A 25,251-nucleotide genomic window follows, 5' to 3' on the forward strand; every position below is an offset into this window, starting at 1 on the left:
TCCACTTCATCATTGAATCCAATTTGTTGTATAAATACGATCAATCTCCCCTGTACTGTGATTTACATCCAGGATTTTGTATCGCACTCTGACCAATTCAGTACGAGGATAACGATCCACAAAAACAAGGCGCAATCCCGTGATAAGATTTTCATCAATATTTCCTATACCTGTAATTGCGGCACTTTGAAAATTTCTTAAAAAGATATAGGGATCATGCATGAAATAATCATTATCTTCTGAATAGCAATGGAGTTTTTCCAGAAGCGGGCTTACCTGGACATAATCCTTACCCTCCTCCTGGCGGTACACGATAAATGAATCCATGGAAAGCAGTCCCTGAAGCAGAGGACAAAAATTGCACAATTCAAATTCAGTTTCCTTATCCATAATACATCTTTCCACTCCATTACATTCCAGATCAATAAGCAGTTTAGAGATTGTCTGAGCACACCGATAAATCTTGTTGCCAATACTCAGGTTTGAAAGATCATCTGACAACACAATAGCGGGGATATATGCCAGGGGTGAATCACTGGAATGATCTCTTATAATAAAGGCAGTTTTTAACCTGTCAACATTTTCCGGCAGATCAATATTGGGCCATGGCAGAATCTTTGTTTTTTGATTTTGATTCTGAAGGATCTGTATATCATCCCAGGTTCCACTTTTTTGTTTGGACCAGTCACTGGCTTTCATGGTCAGATCAACTGCCCTGACACTGAAATACCATTTTTTATTCAAATCATTGTCATCCCTGAGATAAATTTTGTGAAAAAATCGGCCTTTGCCATCCTGTTCAAGGTTGAAACTGGTTTCATAAAACTGATTTTCACTGTTTTTCATTCTTACAGGGAATGCGGCAATCCCATCGGTCTGGCAGGTCCAGAAAATTGTGAAATATTTTCCCTGATCATCTTCACCCGTTTCAATGTCATCAATTATCGGGGCAGGAAAAGGTTCAGGATTTATCCAGCCGCTGGTGTCATCGGATGTAATTTGCTTTCTGGGAAAACAGTCAAAAAATTTCATTTCCGAACCGACATGATTTTTACTGAATATTCTGGACCCAAGACAGGCATTATCCGGAACAATCCAGTTCAGCCCGGGAATTGCCTTACAATCAGTTGTATTTTCAATGGAAAAAAATGGACTCATTTTGCCATTAATCCTCAGATAGAGGCGTGCTGTTTCAAGTTTACCTAACTCTTCGGAAAAATTAGGACAAAAATAGAAAGTGTCATCGGAATCATCATCCTGCCCATCATATGGATACAGGGAGCAAGTTTCTATATCTTTTGTCAATGTGATACAACCGTTATAAATATTGCAGTCCTGGGACAGATCAAAAAGATCAGACTCAGTTATGAGTTTATCATTATGATCAAAGAACCTGACAACATAGTCACAATCACCAGGATTGCCTTCACATCCATTTGGATCACAGCTGTTAAAAAAGGTGGATGTAATCTCAATCTCACTGCCTGTTATTTTCTTTTTTCCATGAAACCTGTACCTGTATACTTGATCTTTAATATCATAGTAATAGGAATAGATACCAATATATTCAACTGTATTCTCAGCAGATATATCAACCTTGATCGTTAATATGGCATCATCTCCAGGTTGACCACAGCTCCCTGACCACTCTGCACTAAAATTGCACTTTTCTTTGAATAAATTTGAAGTATTCTCTGGCTGTGTCCTGTCATGCAGAACCACTCTTACAGGCGGGGAAAGATTGCCAATATTATCGTTTTGATCTATTGCTGCAACTCTGTACCAATACACCTTGTCATACACCAGCGTTTCCTGAATTTTAAATCTTGTAGCTTTTTTGTCAGGATCATGGGGAATGGTTCCTGCAATGGGAAGCTCTCCAGGAGGTTTACTTTCTTTATTGCACGGATTAAACCCTTTGTCTTGTTCAATACTGTCCGGCCAGCCATCCCCGTCAAAATCCGCCCCCCATTCTGTTGCTTTTTCCGGAGTGTCAAATTTAAAGACCCTGTATTTTTTGATATCCAGATCAACGCAGACATCTCGTTCATTGCCTTTGCAAGCCTGATTTCCCATTGAATAACACACCTTTGTGTCATCCCCATGGCAGATGTTTTTTCCTTCACCATAGTTTCGTAGCCAGCTTTTTTTTGTCATGGTTTCCCACTCCAGGAAAAAATCAGGGGGAGCAGGATTTTCTGGATCAAAATTATTTTTTTCTTCAACAGTTCGGATACGCCAGGGAATTGGGGGAGCCTGCATGTCCTGCACCATTGCATATGACTCTGAGTCAAGCCCTTCTATTTTGACCAGATTGCCTTTGGAATAGTGCCCGGCAATATCAATGGCAGCAAGATAATACATGAATTCATCCCCCCTTGCCCAACCGGCATGCTCTGACCCGTTATCTTTTACAAGATAGCTTTCCCTGCCTTCAGAAGAAGCAGGACCGGAAATAAAGATGGGATCTTCATTAAGCCTGTGAAGTCTGCCTGCATTAATATGAGTTTCAATTGCTGCTGTATCCCTTGCTTCTATATCGCCAATCACACCTGTATCATCTTTTGCAGCCCAGAAAATATCATATCCATAGGTCATGACCTGAAGGCTGAGTTCACTGGGAGATGAGGGGATATCCCAGGTCATGTGGATCAGTCTGTCATCAAGATTTTTATCATATTCCGAGCAGTCTATGCTGTTTTGAGAAACAAGAACCTGCCTGAAATTGGTGGGTTCAGGCAAAGCAGTCATCTGACTGGGATCAATTTCAGGGGTTTTACCGGCAGGAAGGATTTTTTGCGTATTTTTTTTTATGATGGATAAAAGATATTTATATCTGTTTTGGAGTTTAACATTTTTATCAACATATCCTAAGGATGATGCCACTGCAATACCTGGAAATCTTCTTAGCAGCAGCATCTTTTTTAACGCATTATAATCATCTTTATCTTCAGGATTTAGCACAGGGAAAAGAAACTTATAAAAATTTTGTATATTTGCATCATAACCCCAATTGATTAAAATCTGCAAAAGATTATTAAATCGTTTTTCAGTGGTGCTTTCAGCTATCCTCTCCTTGAGATTTTGTTCACATTGAGACTCATTACCGATAGGGCTTTGATCCGGCAGGAATGCCGGAAAGGGCAGGGGCAGTTCTGCATAATCGCCATATCCGCTTCCGCTGTTTTCAGAACGGTACAATTTGAACTGCTGAATGTCTTCAAAAATATTTCCTTCAAGTGATCCCCATTCAAGAATGATTCTGGATTGATCATAATCATCTTTTTCCACAAGGGATAAAAAATAGAGCTTTCCATTGGAATAGGCTGAACACGGGAACAAAAAAACAAAGATGATGCACAGCAGGAAAAAAGTTGGAAGTCCTGATTTTAGATTTGTTTTTGCATAGTATAACATATAAAAGCTCCTATATTACAGTGCAGTAAAATTTAATATATTTTTATCCTTTTCAGCGCTAATAACAGCATTTTACTGTTGGTTTTTTAATATCCCACTGATCATTTTTATAACTTGCTTTAAATTTGGAATCAGCAGTCTTGCACCAGTCATCATCCCTGGCATCACTGATGTTGTCCCATTTTCCAGGAGAACAGTGACCCACTCCGCAGGCGGCCCAGGCATTGCCCTGGAAAGAAAAGCCTGAATCATCATGTTTACCCTTCATTTTAACTTTTCCCTTTATGGATGCCATGCAGGCAAGAGTTCCATAGGCAGAGCCGCCCAGAATACCACCGATTTTCAGATCCGGGGTTTTTAATACCCATGAACCGATATCTGCTCCTGCTGCAATTTTTATCCAGCAGTCATTGTTGTAAATAGGTATTTCAGCCGCTCCCCGAAGATAAATACCTTCAAAAGGAGAAATTTCTCCAATAAAACCTGCTGCTTCAGCATCAAGTCTTCGAAGCACATCAAAATTGCAGGATCTGCCAAAAAAAACAGCCATTTTCTGGATATTGTAATCATCAAAAACAGCTGCTCCCCTTGCACCAAAATAATTTTCATCCCTGCCAAATCCTGCCTCCATGCCAAGGTCATACAGCTTAAAGCCCGGCTGTCCAATTTCTCCGCGAAGGTAAATATTGCCGAAAAGACCAACCGGCATCATTATTTCATCAACCCTGCCAAGGGTAAACCCAAGAGCAATCTGCTGCAGTGCAACATCCTGCCCCATGAATTCACAGGAGAGATCATATGCTGAAATAACAACATCCACACTGCCGGCACTGCCATCACCTTCGCCGGTACATCCGGTTTTATAATCTTCACTGTTCCATGATGTAACATCAAGGGCAGCACTGAAAGAGGAATCTTCCCATGATCCTGAAAAAATAAACTCTGCCCCAAGATGGAGCCTTTCAAGTTCGTCCTGGCTGACAATGCCATATCCGCTGATGCCCACCGACTCAATAAAACCCCAGTCTGCAAGCTCTTCGGTGTTTTCTGCCACGGCATTGCTCACTGCTGAATTAACTGCACTTAAAGCCGCCTTGAGAAGCCGGTTGATCTGATCAGTTATCCACACAAGAACCACCTCATCAACTTCATCACTTACATAGCCCACCAGAGAAAACACAAGATTATTAATATCCACAATTTGCTCTTCATTCATCACGCTGGTTTTAATCAGGCTTCTGATATCATTGGATGTGGAATTGGCAAGAAAAGAGATGCTGCCTTGTGAAATTTCATGCATGATATTGACAAGGCAGTTGTCAGTGATAATACAGCTAGTTGTCCAGGCAAACGGGGCAGCCAGCATATTTAAAAGTTTCGCCTGACCGAACACTGTTAAATATGCATCCCCTCCAACTTCAATATCAAAAGCATCTGCCAGTGACTCTGCCAGTCCATCAAGCTCGTCTTGACCAGCTTGAACCAGAGAAGCCCAATCCCAGGATCCGGCAGGAGGAAATTCGCTCTTTGATAACATAGCCTGGTGCAAGGCTCTAAACTGCATCAACGCTGTGTTAATTTCATCCAGGGAAACTGTGGCATGATTTCTCACAGCATCATTGAAAGCATTGATTTTGTCGTCTAAATCAAGCCTCAAAAATTCAAACGAAATATTTGGTTGTTCCAAAAATTCATCCAGATTGTTTTCTGCATTTACAATGTAACCTTCGACATGATCAATGGCCTGATCAATGTACATCTGGGCGGTTTCCATGGTTGAAAAAACATCAGACAGATCCTCGGTAACACCGGCAGCGGTTACTGCTACTCTAATGGCAGCAGCTATCATTTCAAGATCAATGAAAGCTATCTTGTCCATGACATCATGCATAGAATCCATTGTTGTTGAAACCACGCCTGTAATTGACAGGTCATCTTCGCCAGTAGCAAACTTCACCAGTTGGGGTGCTAAACCGTTGTTCAATGCATCAATGGCAGTATTGGCAGCATCAATATTGTTTATAATTACATCTGTTATGCTGGAAGGCTGGGTGAAAATATCAGACTCCAGCATGGATTTTGCGTTTTCAAGGATTGAGATGGTCTGCTCAACACTTGCCTTGACTGTATTAAAACGAAGGATCATATCGCTGAGAGTATTCTCATCTGGAATACCATTTACGCCTGGATGACCAGGAAGGAGAAGGTCATCTCCGTGGTAAACCATTAATGCTGCCAGCGGGTTACGGTCCTGAACGATGTCATATAACTGAACCATATTTTCCATGGTGCTCAAATTGAAAATATCTTCAAGCTGTGTATGCATATCTGTGAGAGGGTCAATATAAACTGATCTTAAAAGAGTATTACTCTGCTGAACATTTTGCATTGCTTGAGTAAATATTTCAATTTCCGAACTCAGTTCATTTTTAATCCTTTCATCAAGGGCATCTCCAAGCTTTTCCAGAATATCACCGCCTGTAAGATCATGCATTTTCTGTTCAGCCCGGGCAACAGCCCCGTAAATATCTTCCAGGCTGAAGTCAGGGCTCCACATTCCATCAAATGCATTACTTAAAAAATCATCCAGACCTGACGGCAGATTATCAATACTGAGAAAATCAAAGGAGATATTGTCCATGGATGCATTCATACCAAAAGAAAGTTTGGTTCTTTCAGGTGTAATAAAATCTGCATTGGAATTGAGTTGAATGATTTTTACTATCTCTGTATATTTTTTAAATCCCTTAAACCATGGATTTTCATTGCCAACAGCATGATTATATGCTGCTTGAAAATTCAGATCAATCACTCCTGGTCCCGGCCAGGAGTATTTAAATTCCGGGAAAAAATGCTCATCCTCGCCATACGCATCCTTGTGAAGAAGAGCCCAGTAGTCTTCCTGAACATTTTCTTCTTCCTGTATTCCCTCATAATCATCTGGTATGCCATCAAAATCCTGATCCGAAATGGTTTCATCATTAAAAACATAGATTCCGAAATCGTTAATAGAGATTGGATCATTGTTCTCCAGTTCAAAACATATTTTTGCATCATTAAACAGGGGAACATCCACATCTCCTGCCAATACGGCAAATCCTCCCGGCTCAGGAATGTTGCCGGGATCATAGGACACCTGGTTCAGGTAAGCTCTGTTAAGCCTGGTGGAGAATCCGGGTTTATCACCGGAAAAGGGCTTGTCAACTATGATCTCAACAGCAGATGTAATCCGCTGCTCTTTGATGGAACCATCCGGCATGTACCTGCCGGACATGGTTATGGGCTTGTTTACACCAGCCACATGATTTCTTGAAACAAGTTCAAGCTCTTTTTCGCTGTTACAGTCACCTGATGAAGTGTCTGATGAATTATTTTCAAAGGAGATACCCGTCAGCAGTATTGGCATTTCCCAATAGTAAAGAAGCTTACAGGCTTCGTCTTCAAGGCCATCTTCATCATTATCACGTGTATCCCCGCCACTGGCAGACAGGAGTTTTAAAGGATCGTCAGGATCTATATTGGGCCAGGTTCCTTCATCTTCGGAATCTATCGTACCACCGGCAAGGTTGCCATTGCATGTCAAACCAAGGCTTAAAAAATCAATCTTCATACCATGGCTGCCGCCCACCAGGCCATGGAGTCTTAAATTGCCATCAATCAATGTAACATCGTCCAGAACATTTCTGTCCTGGCGGAAAGCAAAATTGTTAAAATTCAGATTGTAATCATAAATCACCACCGGGCTTGGATTAAAGTTCTCAAAAGTGGTGTTAAACACACCTGTTAATCCTGCCTGGCGCAGCACATATTTAGATACAGGGGTAATCTCCATGGAAACCTGTTCTTCCCTGCCGCTGAATCGGACTTGAAGTAAAGGATCCCCACTCTCGTTGAGCAAATCCCCATTACCGGGAATGGGGTGTGCGGTTCCCTGCTCCTGCCATAAAAATTCCGGACCCAGGTTCAAGCCGGCAAAAAAACCATTCCCCAGCCTGGCAGAGTCGTCATTTCCATGGTGGAGGATATGAAGTTGGGGATATTTATCTTCATTTGTAAATGTGTATGACCCGTAAAGTGTCTGGGCTATACCATGTAGTTGAGGTATCACAAATCCCGGGGTGACAAACACGGTATTTATGCCGCCGTCATCCCTGTCAAAGGTCGGGACGCTGTCTTCAAATCCACCCCAGGAAATCCGGGTTATATTGGGACTTTCTTCCTCTGGAGCCGGCATGGCACCTGACATTGAATATAATGCCCCCTGGGGTGACATGTAGGTACTTATGGGTTCTAAAAGGTATGTAAAATATCCGCCTCCTGCACCGCAGCTCCCGCTTGGGCAGTCCCGGTTAAACTTCATGGTGACACCGGTGATATCAGGGGTGTTGGCAGCCTCACCTTTAATTTGATTATTAATGACCTCTACATCCCAGGCATTAAAATCAATTTGAGACCTTGGAAAAAATAAAGGCTCATTGCCGCCTCCTGAAAATCGCAATGCATTACTTGTATTGATCCCATCTGGTTCTATATATACTGGTGCTCCAGCAAATCCTCCTTTTGAAAATAGAATATCATTACTTGGAAAACCTTCATTGCTGCGATTATCATCTTCTCCTATAACACCAGACTTTGTCAGGAAATCATGGACGTACACCGGTTCAGGGCTTTCTAATCTTAAACCTTGATCAGAATTGCCCATGTCAAAAATAATACTGCCTGTTTTAATGTAAAAAGGCAGACCATAGCCATGGAAATAATGTTCACCACTATCATTTAAAACAATTTCATCTATGGAAGAGGCAAAACTGCCCGGCCCGAATTGAAGCAGACGGACGCCCAGTGGACATATCTGAGCTACATGATCTGGAGACGACCCTTTAAATCTGTGCACAGACACAGATTCCGGAAGAGAGAATTCAGCAGTATCATATTCAGCACCGCCATTATCCATTGTCATACTGAAAAAAGAAATTTCAAATTCTGATATTATTCCTGATACATCGCCGATATTAGCAGTACCGGATACCACTCCAAGATCAATATATCCATTACTTATGTTTTTAATTTGTGTACACAGAGAGACGGCTGACCATTGCCATGGTTCGTTGCCCATGATATCTGCACTGCCATTGATATTAGTAAAATAATAATCGCCGCCCTGACAGCTTAGATATAATGAAAAATCGGTAAACTCCACATCAATCCCGTTAAAACTGATATTCCCGAAAAAAACATGGTATTCAATATTGGTAGTATAAGTATCATATGTTATTGTTGGATTATCCTTATCATCTACCAGGGTCATGCCAATTTCATATGTACCTGTTTTCAAAGAGAAAGAAGAAAAAACAAGATCTTCTTCCAGAGTCTGAACACATCTTGTCCTGCTGGGCAATGTGAGCTTGGTGCAGCCATTTCCTATAGTGCCCCAGCTTTGAGGTAAAATTGGAACATAATCAGATTTTATTATGTTTGTTTTATATTTGATCCAGTAAACAAGATACAGATCCTGGGGAGGCGATTCAGTTGGAAGATATTCAAGGACAATATCAGTTAAAATATCAATTTTATCAGGGCTTTCACCTCTTAAATAATGACTGCTGCCATTATCCACACTTGTGGTTGAAAAACTTATGGTCATTGCACTGACCACGGAAGGTAAAAGAAAACACATCAGCAAAAAAATAATACCATATCTGAAAAACCGTTTTTCCTGAATCATATTATAACTCCTTTTGAGATAAACATTTGCCTGTTGTTCATCGTTACATCCTCCAAATTATTTTGAACACATTCGAAGTTTTCCAAAACATAAACAGCCGGATTACCATCAAACATGTGGTAACCCGGCTGTCATTTCGACCCGTGGCTTTCCGCCCCTGGAAAATCCAGTGTTGGCTTTTTCAACTTGTTTTGATTCTGGTTGGCAATACTATTTTGTAATTGTCACATGTTAAAGCCTTTTAAAAGATCCGCTCTGCCTTGTGAAGAAGGATGGAATCAAATTGGAGGTGCCCTGTTTAAAATATAAACGGCAATGATATCCATCCTAAGTAAAGCCTCTAAAAAATTTGTCTTTTAATTTAAAGAAACTAAAATTTTATTTGCTTTCCAACCTTTAGGGTGAGCTTCAAGCCCTGGAAGAGACAAATAAATTATTTTTCCGTCTGAAAATTTTTCATAAAGAACATAACTATCCCGGGTAATGGGGTACACACTTCTTCTTTTATTCAATAAAGGCTGATCAGAAGCCACTGTTTTTAAAAACTTTCCTTTTTTTGTGTATTCTGTATATGTATTATCGTCTTTTTTTATATACCTGTGGCCGGTTAAAGTATCAAAATAACCGTTTCCGGTAACACAAGGTTCTAATTTGGTATAGGGAAGATGTTTGGTGCTGATTTTATATAAATTTTCAATATGAAACCTTGTTGATGATTTGTTAACCACTCAAAGATTTCAGCATCTCCTTCATTTGATCGAATGAAGCAATTGGATGAGTTGAAAATCCACAAAAAGGACTGTATTGCTGTACCATTTTAGAAACATCGACTTCGCTTCCTTCTACAATACAAAACCCATTTCTTTCACCGACAAAACACCCCCAATCTTTTGTTATCCCTATTTCAATATCCTGTTCAATAAAATTCATCAAAGCTGTAAACCCTTTACCGCGTTCTTGAGGGTCAACAGGAATAAGAGATGGGTTCAATTGCCAAAGCATTAAATATTTTCCCATGATTCACCTTCTATTTTATGGTTTTAAAAAAATGTTGTTTGTCATTACAGCAGTTACCATCAAGGAGACATGGCATCACCTTGATGGTATGAAAAAGAAATTTAACACGACCGGTTTTTTGTATTATCAGACAATAATTTTTATTCATATTTTGATTGTACCTTCTCGTGTTTCAGGCATTCCAAATTTTACAACATGGTCATAAATATTATTGTGGATTTTTTAAAAAATCCATAGGTAGAAATACTGATATTGGGGGGTAAAAAATACTGAAAAGAGGGTTAAAAAATTTTAAGGGGTGTCATCAGGGTGACCTTTGTTCCCCTGCCGGGTTTGGATTCTATGGAAAAACTACCGTTGTGATGATTTATTCGTTCCTGTATGGAAAAAAGGCCAAAGCCATCTGTTGTTCTTTTTGAAAACTGCAGTTGTGCTGCATCAAACCCTATCCCATTGTCTTTAATTATAATCTGTATGCTGTCTTCAATACGATTTATAAAAACAAGGATTTTTTTGGCTTTTGCATGCTTGATGATATTAAAGAGGAGTTCTCTTGCTGCCTGGTATAAGAGAATACTGGAGGTTTCATCCAAAGGCTTTGGTCTTTCATCGTCAAGAAATTCTATAGGAATATTATGTAATTGAGATTTTCGTTCGCAAAGAGAATCAAGAGCAGCTTCAATACCGAGTTCATATAATTCCGGCGAACTTAGATCAAAGGTTAAACTTCTGGTTTGAACTATGGTCTGTTCCGTGATTGTGACGATATCTTTGATTTTTTCTTTTGTTTTTTCTGAAGTGGCAATACTATTCAACTCACTGAGTTTTATCCTTGCAAGGGTTAATGACTGACCAATCCGGTCATGAAGTCCTATGGCGACGCCGCGTCTTTGTTTTTCTTCGGCAAGAGCGATTTGAGACGAAAGTGCCCGCAGTTTTTCCTGATAAACCAGAAGATCCTTTTGGGCTTTTCTTCTTGACCAGGCATTGGTCAGGATATCAGTCACCATTTTTAAAATGATCACCCTTTTTTCAGTAAAAACATGACTTGCCCTGCTGTTTTCAAGGTAAAGCGCACCGGTTACCTGCCCATCATGGATCATGGGTACACAGAGAATTGATTTTGCCTTTTTTGTTTTTATATAATCATTTTCAGTATAAAGACCTTTATTTGCAGCGTCGGAAAGGATAATGGTTTGTTTTGTGCGTATCACATAATTTATAATTGCATCGGGTAATTCCGGGCAATTTTCAACCGGAACAGGCATGATCCCGGTTTGAACAGCATCATTGGAAGAAGCCCTGGCCTCTACCATGGGGAGCCCATCCCGTAAAAGGATTAAAAATCCTATTCTGGCACCGGCATTTTCTATCACAATATCCATGAGTTTATCCATGAGTCCCTGGATATCCGTTTCTTCGGCAATGGCTCTGGATGCTTTGATAATGGAGATAAGGTCAGGTTCTTTCATTGTAGATGAAACAAATTGATTTCCATCACTTTTTACCAGCAGGTCGGAATAGAGGGTTTCAAGATGTTTGACCTTGGGTTTGGTCCCCCATCTGGTAAAGCATTGATGTGCTTTTCTCATATAGGCTGCTGCGATGGTATTTTGTTTTTTTTTGAGAAAATATTTTGCTGCACATTCACTGGCAATGGCCTCTAAATGCGTAAATCCGTTTTTTCTTGCAGAGTCTATGGCCTGGTCATAAAGGCTGAATGCTTTTTGAGCCTGTCCCTTCAATCCTGCCAACTCTGCTTGAATAAGGGCATACATGTTAAAAAAATTTTTCGGGGAATGTTTTGCTATACGTTTGAATTTTTTCAGGTTTTTTTTAACCTGTGTCAAATAGGCTTTCTGCTTTTTTTTATCCAGCTCAGGATATAAGGCAAGCATTGAAAGGGATTGAAAATAACAACAATATGGGCTGACGAGCATACCGATGGAATTATTCAATAATTTTATTCCCGACTCGGCTGCCTCTACTGCTTTTTCAAAGTCATAAAAAAAGTACCCGATCATCAGTTTATAGACATGGAGTCCAATAAGATAGGAGTCTTTTTCTTTTTCCATCTTGGGCAATTCTATGGTTTCATCAAACAGTTTCCCTTTTATAACCAGAGGATCATCCACTTTTCCCATGAGAGTAAGCACATACTGAAAGAGTAGATTGTAACCGTTGATAGAGGAAATTTTTTTTGTCATTTTCAAGACATCCCCGTGTTTTTTAATTATCAAAAAGACTTTGGAAAGTGGTTTTCCGGAAAAAATAAGGTCCGACAGGTAGTGGTTCAGGGAAAATGAGGCAAACATAAGATCATTGCCGTTTTCCATACCGAATTTATAGGCTTCCATCAGATAGGGGAGATCTGATTTTAAATGATTTTTCCAATGATTGATCATTCCCCCGAAAATCATATAGGTCTTGCACTTTGTTCTGATAGTGTAGGGTTGTTTATGAATTTTTAAAGCCAGTTTTCCAAATTTGAAGCCCTCGTCATATTTTCCAAATTTTTCACACAGGACTGCTCCGTAAAGAGCATATGCATACCCGGAAAGTTCTGTTTCACCGTATTTTAATGTAAGATTTAAAATTTTTAATACCAGAAGAAAAACATACTCAGGTGCACCCAGAAAACTGGCATCGAAAAATTTGATAAAAATTCGGATAACCATTTTTTTTTCAGGATCAGATAACTTGGGCAGATGAACAAGGGTTTCAGGATTTTTTCCGATCAGATAAAACCGTGTTAAAACAAGCTCTTTTACAATCATCCAGGGTGCCACTTTTTCAGGCAGTCCCATTCCCAATATATCCAGTACTTCCAGCCCCTGAGCAATCGCCTCTTTAGCACGGCCTTGATGGGTAAAGTTTATCATCATGATTTCATATGCCCGGACCCTGTCCTCTAAATTTGAGACATTCTTTTTGATTTTCCTAAGACTCTGGTCGGCCGCCTCAATATTTTTAGTATAATACCCGGTTTCCCCGGCTAAAAAATGGAGCGCAAGAGTTAGCTCTGGTTCCGATGTCCATGTATCGGACCAAAGGAGATCCAGGCCTTTTTGAGCGAAATAAAAGGTAGCCTCAAAAGCAACCCTGGTTTTTGAAATCAGACCGGCCTTTAAATTCAGAGAGGCCAGACGGGTTTTCTTTTCTTTTGAAGACATCAGGTTCGTGCAATTGTTTAGGTGTTGAAGAATTTCAAAAACCGTATCATCGCTGGGATTGTCACATAGCAGGGCATTTCCCAGGTCATAATGAAGTTGCTCCCGCTCACTCCTGTTCATAGAAAGGTAGATGGTTTCCCTGATTTTATCGTGGGAAAATCTCCATGCCCCTTCAGTGTTTATCAGCAGGTTTTGGCCGGCCAGGAATGCCAGATCCATCACTATCTCTTTTTTTAATCCAGGGGAAACCTTTGACAAAAAATCTTCACTGAACTGCCCGGTCATGCAGGATGCGATATTTAGAATGCTCATTTGATGATGAGTCAGATTGACCATCCGTTCTTTTATTTGAGCTGCAACATTATCTGTGATATTCAGGTAATTTATTTTTTTTGCATTAAACTGCCAGACAGATTTTTTAAAATTGAATACAAGCAGTTTATTTCTGTAAAGTGATGTTAAAAAATCAATGATAAAAAAAGGATTTCCTTTGGTCTTTTGGGCAACAATCTCGGCAAGGAAAGAGGCATCTTCCATCCCCATCCGGGTTGAACCTGTAATCATCCCGGATATTTCTTGTAGATTAAGAGAATCAAGGGTGATGATGTCATTGTCTTTTTGCAGTTCCAAAATGAGGGAATATAATGGGTGCCTGGATGAAACTTCATTACTTCTGAAGGCGCCGACAATAAAAAGCCAGGGGATTTTTTCATTTTTTAAGGCTTTTAACAAATGTATGGTTGCTGCATCTGCCCATTGCAGATCATCAAGAAAGATAGTCACAGGGTATTCAGGTCGGCACACGGTTTTTATAAAATGAAAAAAACTTATTTCAAACAATGTCTGTGCTTCCTGGGGGTTGAATTCAGGCAGTTTGGGCAAAGGTCCTGTAATGGCGGTAAGTTCCGGAGCCATATCCGCGATGACCTGTCCATGGATTTTAAGACCCTGTTTCAGTTGGGTCTTCCAGAAACCAAGGGATTTATTGTCCTGAGAAAGGATCTGCTGTGCCATCTGTTGCAATGCCAGAACAAGGGCATGATAGGGTCTGTTCTGATCCAGGCTGTCGAATTTACCGGAAATAAACCTTGGGGTAACACCCGGGTCTTGTTGAAGGAAATTTAAGGTTTCAAACTCTTTGACAAGACTGGTTTTACCAATACCGGAATAACCTGTAACAAAGGCCATCTTGCCATGTCCCTGTTTTACAAGCTCAAACCATTGCCTAAGGGTGGAAAGTTCCCTGGTCCTGCCGTATATTTTTTCCTTTACCCGGAACTTGTGGGAAAAATCATACTCGCCCGGCAGAAAGGGTCTAATTTTCCCCGATGTGTTCAGCATTTCCCTGCATTTCTCAAAATCCTTTATTAACCCCATGGCACTTTGATATCGGTCTGTCGGGGATTTATTCATCAATTTTATAATAATTTTTGAAATCTGGGTTGGCAAATGCCGGTTAATCTTTTCCGGTAGAATTGGCTCCACTGCAATATGGCAATGAAAAAACCCAATGGGATCGTCTGCATAAAACGGATGATGTCCTGTCGCCCATTGGTACAGAACGATTCCAAGGGAATAAATATCGCTGCGAAAGCCCAAGGGCCAGTCTAATCTTCCTGTCTGCTCTGGTGAGATAAACGGGAGAATGATTTTCTTTAATTCTGAATCATCCATATCCATGGAAACAGGATTGGCCGGATCAGAACTATCAATCAATTTACCGTTTTCTATAAACTGTTTGCATTTTTCCAGTTTGATACTGCCGGTGGTTTTATCAATATGTATTAAGGATGGACAGATACTTTTATGAATTTGGCCCTTGCTGTGAATTTCATGTAAGACAGCCGAGATGTTTATGCTTAATGTTAAAAAAAAATTAATATTAAAATTATTTAGATTGTTTTTAATATTAATCATCTATTGAAATAAGTCCTTCTCTAATCGCAAACAGGGTCAACTCGGCGACATTGTTTAAATTAAGCTTTGTCATGATTTGCTGCCTGTGGGTGGAGATTGTTTTAATACTCACAAAAAGGCGGGCGGCAATATCTTTCGATTTGGTCCCTTCAGCGACAAGCTGAAGCACTTCGCGCTCCCTTGGTGTGAGTATTGATGAAAAAATATCCTGGTTTTCCAGTGAATTACTAATACAATCCTTGATCATAACACCATGAATTTGCGGGCTTAGATAGAATTTGTTATCTGCAACCAGACGGATGGCCCTGGCAAGTTCTTCATAGGCACAGTGTTTGACCAGATACCCGGCAGCACCTGCTTTGAGCATTCCTGTCACAAAACGCCTTCCGGAATGGACGGAAAGAGCAATTATCCTGATGTCGGGATTGTTTTTGCGGATCAGTTTTGCAGCATCAATTCCATTTAAGTCCGGCATATTGATATCAAGGACAACAATATCAGGATTGAGTTTATCGGCAAGCCTGGCAGCCTCGCGGCCATTATCAGTCTGGGCCATTACAACCATATCCGTTTCTTTTTCAAGCATTGAGCAAAGGCCTTCTCTAACCAGTTTATGATCGTCTGCAAGCAAAATGGTAATGCTCATGATATTTCCTCAAATAGATAATAAGGATAGAACTCTTCATTTACAAATTTAATGTGTAAAACAAAATAAGATCATCTAACGATGCATGAAACTGAAATAAGATATAATGTTGCTCTTTGTCAAGTATTGTTTGAGGCAGGTAGTTTGTTTTTAGCAGAAGAAAATTTTATTTTCAGTGTAACTTAAAAATTCGCTGCCATTTTCTGTAACATGAATAACACTTTCAATGCCTGCGGCAAATTCATTTTTAAATATGAATTTTGGCTCAATAGCAAAGACCATCCCGGGTTCTAAAAGTGTTTTCCTGCCCTTGGCAAGGATGGGGTTTTCCACAAGTTCCAGCCCGATTCCATGGCCGATAAATTTGGATTTCAAGTTTGGCAGCCCTAAAAACTGATCTTCAAGGCAAAGTTTTTTTGCGACATTGACGGCTGTTTCAAATATTTCATCCATGGGTATGCCCGGTCTCATCTTATCTAAAAGCGTATACAGGATCTCTATGGAAGCCTTGGAGGCATCCTCAGCCTTGTTCGGCAGTTTTCCAATGACAAACATCCTGGATTCATCACTATGATAGCCGTTTAAAACAGTGCCAAAATCAATCAGGATGGGTTCATTTTCTTGGATCCGCCTGGGGCCTGCGCCATAGGGATAGGCATTTGAAGTTCCAGTGCCGCACAGGGGGGAGTCCAGGGCACCTGGAAGCCCGCCGTTTTCACCGCTCATCAGGTGAAAAGGAAATACTTCCGAACGGTAATGCCGGTTTAAAAGTTTTCCGGAATGGCCCAGTGTCCTTGAATAAGCTTCAAACATACCGCAAAATTCCATTTCTGAAATTTCAGGTTTAATGTTGTCTTCCATAAAGCCAAAGGTCTGTTTTGAGACGAGGGCAGCTTTTTTCATCTGCTGGATCTCCCATGAAGATTTTATCTGCCTGCAGGCCTCAATTACGGAAGATCCGTCAACAAAATGGGTGTTTTTAAAAAGCCTCTTATAGAAATGAAAGTCTTTTACCGGTACCACGTCAAAAGCAAGGCCGCAGGTACCTGGATGTTTTTTAAAGCAATGTTCAACTAATTTGGGAATATCCTTTATGGATTCAATGGGTTCAATGTTTTTAAGGGCTGTTTCCTGTTGAGCCCGGGGAAGATATCGTTTTACAAACAAAACAGGATCCTGATCTTTTTCAATATAAAGATAGCAATCCTGGGCCGTGCCTGAAAAATAATAAATATCGGGTTTGTGGGTTAAAAACAGGGCATCCAGATGAAGGGCTGCCATTTGCTCTTGCACTGTATTAATCCTGGCAATGATTTCTGTCACAGGTGTCGGGTCAAACGCGTACCCCTGCCATTTGAGTTCCATGGGTTATTTTTCTGTAATTCGGACTTTAAATGTACTCATGCAATCAATAATATCTTCTGTTTTTCCTTCATCTGCCGACCAGAATACTTTTTGGGTATCTTCTATTTTCATCAGGCATTCAGGAAAGAAATCATAGTGATCATTATTAATTTTTAATACAGTCAATTTGTCATTGGGGAAAATTGGATCCGGGACATGCTCTATCACTTCCCAGTTATCGGGGATAATAAATTCGGCTGTAATGTTTACTTCAATGGTTTTCATTTTTAAATCCTTAAATATTAAAAATACGCATTTCTTATTCATACCAATGAGATTATTATCTTTCAAGAAGAATCCGTACTATTTAAAATCATTTGATTTTTTTAACTACTTATTATAGTTTTGGGTAATGGCAGAGAAAAATATTTTTGAAAAAATAAAACAATCGAATAATCTTCCTCCGTTTCCCCAGGTCATGCTGAGACTCATTAAGGCCTGTAACAGTGAAAAAACAAGTATTGAGGAGCTGACAGGGATTATTTCCACAGATCCTTCTTTGACCTCCCGCCTTATACAGATTATCGGATCACCATACGTTAATTTGCCCAAAGAAGTGAACAGTATAAAAACGGCTGTCGTCTACCTTGGAATGGATACGATCCGAAATATTGCCATCAGCACTTCAGCCATGCATTTTTTTAAGTTTTCAAAAGTGGTTCCCGAGTTTGATATCGGAAGGTTCTGGTATCATTCTTATAAATGCGGGGTGATCGCCAGAAAAGTGGCCGAGGAAAATGATATTTCCAACCCGGATGAATTTTTTCTTGCAGGGTTACTTCATGATATTGGCAGGCTGGTATTAATGCAGAATTTTCCTGATGACTACAAAGCCATCCTTAAGGCCTCTTCCAGTGAACAGCAGATTATAACCGCTGAATTAGAGATATTTGATGCAGATACCCCGCAGGTCAGCGCCTGGCTTTTTGGCCAATGGAATTTGAATCCCTTGATTTCAGATGCTGTGCTGTTTATCAATGAAAGTATTGAGCAAATTGAAGGTGCGCTTTCCCATGTAAAAATGCTGTTTATTTCAAATTTTCTGGCTGGACAGACGACTTTTGAAAAAATTTCAGACATTATTTGTTTAACAAATATCCCCCAGACAAGATTAGAACAGATTGCCATTGCTGCAGAAGAAGAAGTTTTAGAGATGTCCAAAAGCCTTGGTATTAAGATAGATGAAGCCCAGGATACTGTTTATGAAGAGTCGTTAACATCAGAAATAAAAGATCTGTCTTTGTTTTACGGCACCCTGCAAAATTTGTTACATGCCAAGGATATTGAGGCTGTTCTGGATATAGCACACAATGGGTTTAAAATTATTTTTAATATTCCCAGGGTGTTTTATTTTCTTTTAGATGATAAAAAAAATATTTTAACAGGATTTTGTAACAGCAATGATAAGTCCCACAAGATTATCAAAAGCATCGCTCTTCCATTATCAAATAAGCTGAGCCTCCTGGTAAAATGCATAAAAGACCAGAAGGTTCAAAACAGTTTAAAAAACAAAGCCAAAGAAAAACTTGCCATCTCAGATACACAGATTATTCGACTGCTCGGGGCAAAGGGCTTGTATTGTGTTCCTATATACTCGTCTAAAAAAGCATCCGGCGTTATGGCATTGGGAGTTGATGAAACAACAGCCAAAAGCCTTGAAGACAACAAAGGCCTGGTGAAACTTTTTTCAAAACAGACGGGTATCTGTATTCAAAGTATACGGTTTTATAATGAATATGCCGACAATATTCACGAAAAGAAAATGGAAGCCTATTCCACACTGACAGATAAGGTGATCCATGAGATCAATAATCCCATTTCAATTATTAAAAACTATATTGAAACCTTAGGGTTAAAGCTGCCTGACAAGCATCCGGCCCAGGATGAGCTTTTGGTCATCAGTGAAGAAATGAACCGGGTTGCCGGTTTGCTGGATAAGCTTCGAAGCTTTTCAAGACCAAAGATTGACGGGTTTGAACCGGTGGATATTAATCAGCTTTGTCAGACTATGCTTGAGATTTTAAAAAAATCAATCCTGCTGCCAAAACGAATTAAAGCCTCCATCAGCATTGATCCTGAAATTCCCAAAGTCAAGACAGACCCGAATGGATTGAAACAGGTCTTTATCAATCTTGTGAAAAATGCAGCGGAAGCCATGGATGAAGGTGGTAAAATCACCGTTACGACTCGATTTTTATCAGAGTCGGCAAAAATTATGATTGACGAGAAAAAGCGGATTCCGGGAAGTATTGAACTTATGATTTCAGACAATGGACCGGGGATTGATGAAAAAATAAAAGAAACGCTGTTTGAACCTTATATCACGACTAAGATAGGATCTGCCAACTCAGGCTTAGGGCTTTCCATTGTCCATTCCATTGTCAAAGAGTTGAACGGAAAAATCAGATGTGAGACACAGCAGGGCGAGGGAACCAGTTTTATCATTACTCTGCCGGTCAGCTCATCAAAAAGAAAATAAGGATAAAGGCTTAAGAGCATTGCAACATAAGAAAAATATAATGTCGAAAATGGTAGAACCGCTGAAAACCGGTGAACTTCTTGTCAAAGAAGGGTTAATACGTCTTGATGACATTAATTTGGCTCTTTCGATCCAGGAAAAGAGACAGGAGTCGTTGAGTCTGAAAAAAAGTCGCCTTTTGGGAATGATTTTATGTAACCTGAATTTGATCACACCAATAGATAATTATTATGTTCTTCATAAATATAATAAGCTTATGTCAATGCAATCGGCGATGGTTTCAAAAAAGATGCTTTCCCGCGAGGTGGTGTTAAGAGCCCAAAATGAATCACAACAACAAGATATCCCCTTCATCAGCCGTCTTCTTAAAAACGGGCTGGTTTCAACCATAGGGATGCAAAGATTGTTGTTTGATTTGTTTCATATCCCCTTCAGAACCATCAGTGATTTTGTCTTTAATAAAAAAGGTTCAAAAAAACTGGTTCAACTGCTGGATAAATTTAAGTCCCGGGAAAATAGGATTATCCCGCTGGTTTTAAAGGATAATACAATATTGTTTGGTATTACAGATCCTGAAAATATGCTGTTCATACGAAAGTTGAACGAGCTATTTCCTCAATACCGGTTTAAAGCCTTGTTTATTTCTTTTTCAGAGTTTTTAAAGTTTTATGAAATTATATATGCAAGCGACAGGGGGACCGCACCATCCAAAGAAAAACCTTTGGATCTTTCTTTGCTTTTAAGCTTTAAAACATCCATCAAAGATCCTGAACAGGAAAATGAATGCATCCAAACACTGTATGATCGATACGAATTGTTGCGGCACTTAATCGGGAACCCAAAGCGCGGCAATCTTCAAAATGAATTTAATAAATTTATTGTACAAACCCATAAGAGAATCACTCAGGAATATAAAAACCACAGTATTGAGTTTTCTTTGAAAAAGGAAGGCAGGGATGTGAAAATAATTGCATTTCCCAAAAACAGGTAAACTATTATGGCAAGAATCATTACAATTACCAGTGGAAAAGGCGGGGTTGGAAAAACCAGTATCAGTCTTAATTTGTCTTTGTCCCTGGCATCACAAGGATATAAAGTCTGCCTGTTTGATGCAGACCTTGGCCTTGCCAATGTGAGTATTCTCACAGGCCTCTATCCTAAAAAAAATCTTGAATCAGTGATTTCAGGACAATTTGGTTTAAATGAAATCATTATTAAAGATTATCAGGGCATAGATATTATTCCGGGAAGTTCAGGGGTAGAAAAAATAGCAGACCTGACCCGGACACAAACCGGCACCCTCATCAGTGCTTTTTTGGACCTTGAAGACTATGATTATTTTATTTTTGATACATCCGCGGGTATTTCATCCCAGGTTCTTTCCTTTTGTATGGCATCCCATGAAATCATCCTTGTGGCCACCTGCGAACCCACATCCCTGACCGATGCATATTCCATGCTCAAAGTATTGTCAAAATATCAATATGATTGTCCTGTCAAAGTTGTGATCAACCAGGTCAAAGCAGGCAAAGCCGCTCAAAAGGCCTATGCCCGGCTGAAAGAAACCGTAAACAAATTCCTTTCTGTCAAAATCGAGCCTTTGGGGATTGTAGTACTGGATAAGAATGTCCGGGCTGCGGTTATTTCCCAGACACCATTTTTTATGCTTTTCCCTGATACAATTGCCTCAAAATGTATCCATTCCATTACCAAAAAGCTGATAAGCAAAGCCAGCCGGACCGGGGACCTGCCCCTGGAACTTTTCTGGGACAAGTGCCTGTCTTTTCTTGAGAAACATCACAAACCCAAAAAAGAGGCTGCTAAAGAAAAAAAAGAAAAAGATCCAAAGATTAAAGAAGCACTTTTTCAAATTGAATCAAAGCTTTCCTCGTTGATTAAAGAAGTGGGTGACATCAAACAATTTCTTGAAACCCATGAATTTATCCCAAAGAAAAGCAATGAGAAAATACTCGTATTGCCCGAGCCTAAAGAAATCTCTCTTGATTTTGAATCCTGGCTTACGAAAAAGAGCCTTTCTCAGTAGCGATGACCATTTTTATCCATCCGGGAGATGAAAAATACTTACGCAGTTTTTCAACTCTTTTGGATCTCCTGTGCGTTTGCCTTTGTCATCGGACAGCTTGACAGTATTTTGCCAGGGTTTGTCCAAGAAAGTCCGGCATTTCGTCAGTTTTATCACCATATTTAACGGGGTAACCCCCACATCATTGGTCAGGTTGGTTCCAATACCATAAGCATCCCGAATTCTGCCATTACAATAGTGATGAATTTTCACTGCCTTTTCAACATCAAGACCGTCTGAAAACACAACGGTTTTGGAAGAGGGATCAATATGAAGCCTTTCATAATGCTTGATAATTTTGTCGGTAAAAAGAAAGGGATCCCCGGAATCCTGTCTGACACCATCAAATAGTTTGGCGTCAAAGGTATCAAAGGTGGATAAAAATATATCTGTTGTATAAGTATCTGTCAATGCAATGCCAAGATCCCCGTGAAAGACCTTTACCCATGCATCCTGGGCAGAAGGATTTGCCATCTGGTATCCATGGAGAATGGCATGGAACATAAACCACTCATGGGCAAGAGTACCAATGGGCGTAATATTGAATTGATGGGCAAAATGAACATTGCTGGTACCGGCCATGGTATGATTCTCATAGCTTAGCAAATCTTGAATTAACTGCTCGTGGTTCCTGGCAGAAAACCGCCGCCGGGTACCAAAATCAGCAAACTTAACGGCGTTGCTCCCCAGCACCCTGGCTTTATTCAGGTTAATCGCCTGCCTTGCCTGATCTGAGGCTGGTTTTTGATGGGTCATCTTGAAAAATGTTTCACTGATAATGGCCATTAAAGGGACTTCCCACAGAATAGTCCTGTACCAGGGACCTGTGATTTTTAATATCAAAACATCCTTATTCTGCTTGATTGTCACTTCACCAGGGTCATATCTATAGGATTCGAGATAATCGAGGTATACAGGGGTTAAAAAATAGCATTTTGTTTCAAGAAAGGCTTTCTGATCCAAGGACAGCTTAAGCTCAGCCATCATTTCAATTTGGGCTTTAACTTTTGAGGCAAACCCGTCCGGGAAAGGGGTCAATCCCCGGTTGATAAATTCATACTGGGCCTGGGCTCTTGGATAAAGCATGTGAACCGCCTGCTGCATGGAAAATTTGTAAAGATCGTTATCAAGAATACTTTGGAGCATGAAAATATAATTCCCTTTATATTTTAAAATTTAGACTCAAATTATAGGGTTTAAATCGCACATAATTTTAATGCTGCCTCCTCAAGGGTCTTGTCTTTTTTAGCAAAGCAGAATCTCAATACTTTGTAGTCATCTCTTTTTTTGTAGAATACAGATGGGGGAATTGAAGCGACCTTGTGCTCAATTGTGAGTTTTTGTGAAAACTGTGTATCTGCCATATCAGAAATTTCAGAATAATCCAGCATTTGAAAATAAGAGCCATGACAGGGAATGGCCCTGAACCGGGAATTTTTTAGTTTTGATAGAAATAAATCTCTTTTTTTCTGATAAAATGAGGCAAGGTTCATATACACGTTTTCATAATCCAAAAATTCTGCATACGCCAATTGTACCGACGGATTTGAAGAGAATGTAAGATACTGATGAATTTTTCTGAATTCTTCAGTCATGTTTTCCGGTGCAACGCAGTAACCAATTTTCCAGCCTGTTGCATGATAGGTTTTACCAAAAGAGCTGACAACAAAACTTTTTGCAGCAAGTTCCGGGTATCTTGACATGCTTTCATGTTTTTTCCCGTCAAAGATAATGTGTTCATAGACTTCATCACTCAAAACAAAAATATTATAATTTTCAATTATTTTCTTAAGTTCGGTAATATCATCCCGGCTTAAAACTGATCCTGCAGGATTATGAGGAGAATTGATTATGAGAAGTTTTGTTTTAGAAGATAACTGTTTATTTACCTGATCCCAGTCTATTGAATAATCAGGATGGATCAGTTTTATATGAACAGGTTTCCCACCGCATAATTCAATAGCCGGACCATATGAATCATATGCGGGGTCAAATATAATGACCTCGTCGTCTTTATGGACAACGGCCGTGATTGCCGCAAAAAGTGCTTCAGTTGCACCGGTTGTTATGGTAATTTCTTTATCAATATCATAAGTCGTACCATATAATTTTTCTATTTTTTGAGCTATTTTTTCACGAAGTGGTAAAACACCCTGCATGGGAGCATACTGATTAAATCCCTTGCGCATATATTTTTCCACAAGAGTTATAAGCTCCGGGGGTACATCAAAATCAGGGAACCCCTGGGAAAGATTAATTGCGTTATGCGCGTTGGAAAGATTGGTCATTATAGTAAATATTGTTGTTCCCACATTGGGAAGTTTTGATTGCAATTTCATTGTCATGCTTTTATTTTAAAAAGTTATTTGCAAATATGCGGACTACACCGATTAAAATTTGATTATACTAATTTTACTGGGATCGTCTGTCAAGACCCAATGAGGTTCAGACCCAAACCCTATCTATAGTTTGCTCTCAATTTGATAAGTTCAAACCTTACTCCGTACCAGAATGCTGCTGTTCGTCCGTTATGACCGGGTTTTTTATAATTTGAACTTTGGAATACTCTGCCTTCGGATAATTAGTGTTGACGTTTCTTATCAGGAAAAGTATGAAAAATCAGCAAATGTTGATGAAGTGTATTTTTGGTATCCATAAGAATCCCGGCTGAAGAGGTCTTGGAAAATGCAACATGTACAGGCTGAAATGCATGAAAATCTGATGATAGCAATGGATGGGTTCCAAAAATTATCCCAAAAAGAGATGGAGGTTGCCGAATTACAGATCAAGGAGATCATCGCCTTAAAATATCAGATGGAAACCATTGCAGATCAAAAAGGATATTCTCAGGCGTGCAAAGCATCTATTCCCATATGCAGGGGAGACTGCTGTAAATGGCATTTTCCGAGAAACCTGACCCATGTAGATTTTTTGATTGCAATATTTCATATGCCGGAAGAACAGCAGGCAGCGTTGGCAAAATTGATCTATAACAACAAAAAAAATCAGTGCCCTGTTTTACTTAAAACCGGATGTTTCTTATCATTTGAACAGCGGCCTGTTCTCTGTACTAATGCGTATCCCTGTTTTAATGACCGATCATATTGGATTGAAAAAGAGAAAAAAAATATTCTATTTAAAAAAGCCATTGATACACTTGATGCTATTGTCCAGTTTAAAAAATCTAATGACGTATACTTTTGATATCCTGAACAATTCCAGCCTTTGAATACTCCATACAGGGATAATTAGTCGTAACTCAAGTATAGTATTTTATGCTATTGACTCACACTCGTGAATAGGTTCACCGCAAAATGGACATAAGGTCATTTGATTTTCTTTTGTGGTGCCCTCGAAAAAAAACCATTCACCACCACATTCGGATTCGTA

Annotated in this window: 14 protein-coding genes and 1 riboswitch; of the genes, 4 read left to right on the plus strand and 10 right to left on the minus strand. The window is 39.6% G+C overall.

Annotated features, from left to right (window positions below; translation table 11 throughout):
- Window positions 1–9: 9 nt before the first annotated feature.
- The 8 genes from K8S13_RS22220 to K8S13_RS22255 form a co-directional block, all read right to left on the minus strand.
- Window positions 10–3,417 (minus strand): hypothetical protein, encoded by a 3,408-nt coding sequence (locus K8S13_RS22220; protein ID WP_291465913.1) that lies wholly within the window; start codon window positions 3,415–3,417, stop codon window positions 10–12.
- Window positions 3,418–3,475: 58 nt separating this feature from the next.
- Window positions 3,476–9,142 (minus strand): hypothetical protein, encoded by a 5,667-nt coding sequence (locus K8S13_RS22225; RefSeq protein ID WP_291465914.1) that lies wholly within the window; start codon window positions 9,140–9,142, stop codon window positions 3,476–3,478.
- A gap of 115 nt (window positions 9,143–9,257) precedes the next feature.
- Window positions 9,258–9,329: riboswitch (cyclic di-GMP riboswitch) on the minus strand.
- Window positions 9,330–9,498: 169 nt separating this feature from the next.
- Window positions 9,499–9,870 carry a hypothetical protein gene (locus K8S13_RS22230; protein WP_291465915.1) on the minus strand — a complete coding sequence of 124 codons (372 nt, stop codon included), beginning with the start codon at window positions 9,868–9,870 and terminating at the stop codon, window positions 9,499–9,501.
- Entirely contained in the window at window positions 9,863–10,159 is a 297-nt protein-coding gene (locus K8S13_RS22235; RefSeq protein ID WP_291465916.1) for a DUF3303 family protein, read from the minus strand. The genes K8S13_RS22230 and K8S13_RS22235 overlap by 8 nt, the downstream gene beginning before the upstream one ends.
- 281 nt (window positions 10,160–10,440) lie before the next feature.
- The gene (locus tag K8S13_RS22240; RefSeq protein ID WP_291465917.1) at window positions 10,441–15,249 is read right to left on the minus strand and encodes an AAA family ATPase; all 4,809 of its coding nucleotides are present in this window, start codon (window positions 15,247–15,249) and stop codon (window positions 10,441–10,443) included.
- Complete coding sequence (locus tag K8S13_RS22245; RefSeq protein ID WP_291465918.1) at window positions 15,242–15,895, minus strand: response regulator transcription factor; 654 nt, start codon at window positions 15,893–15,895, stop codon at window positions 15,242–15,244. Before K8S13_RS22245 ends, K8S13_RS22240 begins: the two co-directional genes overlap by 8 nt.
- Window positions 15,896–16,045: 150 nt before the next feature.
- Complete coding sequence (locus K8S13_RS22250; protein WP_291465919.1) at window positions 16,046–17,260, minus strand: Xaa-Pro peptidase family protein; 1,215 nt, start codon at window positions 17,258–17,260, stop codon at window positions 16,046–16,048.
- A gap of 3 nt (window positions 17,261–17,263) precedes the next feature.
- Window positions 17,264–17,524 carry a hypothetical protein gene (locus K8S13_RS22255; protein WP_291465920.1) on the minus strand — a complete coding sequence of 87 codons (261 nt, stop codon included), beginning with the start codon at window positions 17,522–17,524 and terminating at the stop codon, window positions 17,264–17,266.
- Window positions 17,525–17,651: 127 nt separating this feature from the next.
- On the opposite strand from K8S13_RS22255, the gene K8S13_RS22260 reads away from it, so the two are divergent.
- The 3 genes from K8S13_RS22260 to K8S13_RS22270 are packed head-to-tail and all read left to right on the plus strand — an operon-like array spanning window position 17,652 to window position 21,822.
- Window positions 17,652–19,778 (plus strand): HDOD domain-containing protein, encoded by a 2,127-nt coding sequence (locus K8S13_RS22260; protein WP_291465921.1) that lies wholly within the window; start codon window positions 17,652–17,654, stop codon window positions 19,776–19,778.
- Between the two features lie 40 nt (window positions 19,779–19,818).
- The gene (locus tag K8S13_RS22265; protein ID WP_291465922.1) at window positions 19,819–20,769 is read left to right on the plus strand and encodes a hypothetical protein; all 951 of its coding nucleotides are present in this window, start codon (window positions 19,819–19,821) and stop codon (window positions 20,767–20,769) included.
- 6 nt (window positions 20,770–20,775) lie between these two features.
- Window positions 20,776–21,822 (plus strand): MinD/ParA family protein, encoded by a 1,047-nt coding sequence (locus K8S13_RS22270; protein ID WP_291465923.1) that lies wholly within the window; start codon window positions 20,776–20,778, stop codon window positions 21,820–21,822.
- Window positions 21,823–21,834: 12 nt separating this feature from the next.
- Here K8S13_RS22270 and pncB read toward each other — a convergent pair whose 3' ends face one another.
- Window positions 21,835–23,007, minus strand: coding sequence for a nicotinate phosphoribosyltransferase (pncB, locus tag K8S13_RS22275; RefSeq protein WP_291465924.1), 1,173 nt, complete (start codon window positions 23,005–23,007; stop codon window positions 21,835–21,837).
- 50 nt (window positions 23,008–23,057) lie between these two features.
- Window positions 23,058–24,200, minus strand: coding sequence for a methionine aminotransferase (locus K8S13_RS22280; RefSeq protein WP_291465925.1), 1,143 nt, complete (start codon window positions 24,198–24,200; stop codon window positions 23,058–23,060).
- A 346-nt stretch (window positions 24,201–24,546) separates the two neighbouring features.
- Between K8S13_RS22280 and K8S13_RS22285 the strand changes: the two genes are divergently transcribed.
- Window positions 24,547–25,065: a hypothetical protein gene (locus tag K8S13_RS22285; RefSeq protein WP_291465926.1), complete on the plus strand. Its 519-nt coding sequence runs from the start codon at window positions 24,547–24,549 to the stop codon at window positions 25,063–25,065.
- The last annotated feature ends 186 nt before the right edge of the window (window positions 25,066–25,251 follow it).

The organism is Desulfobacula sp. (assembly GCF_021107415.1).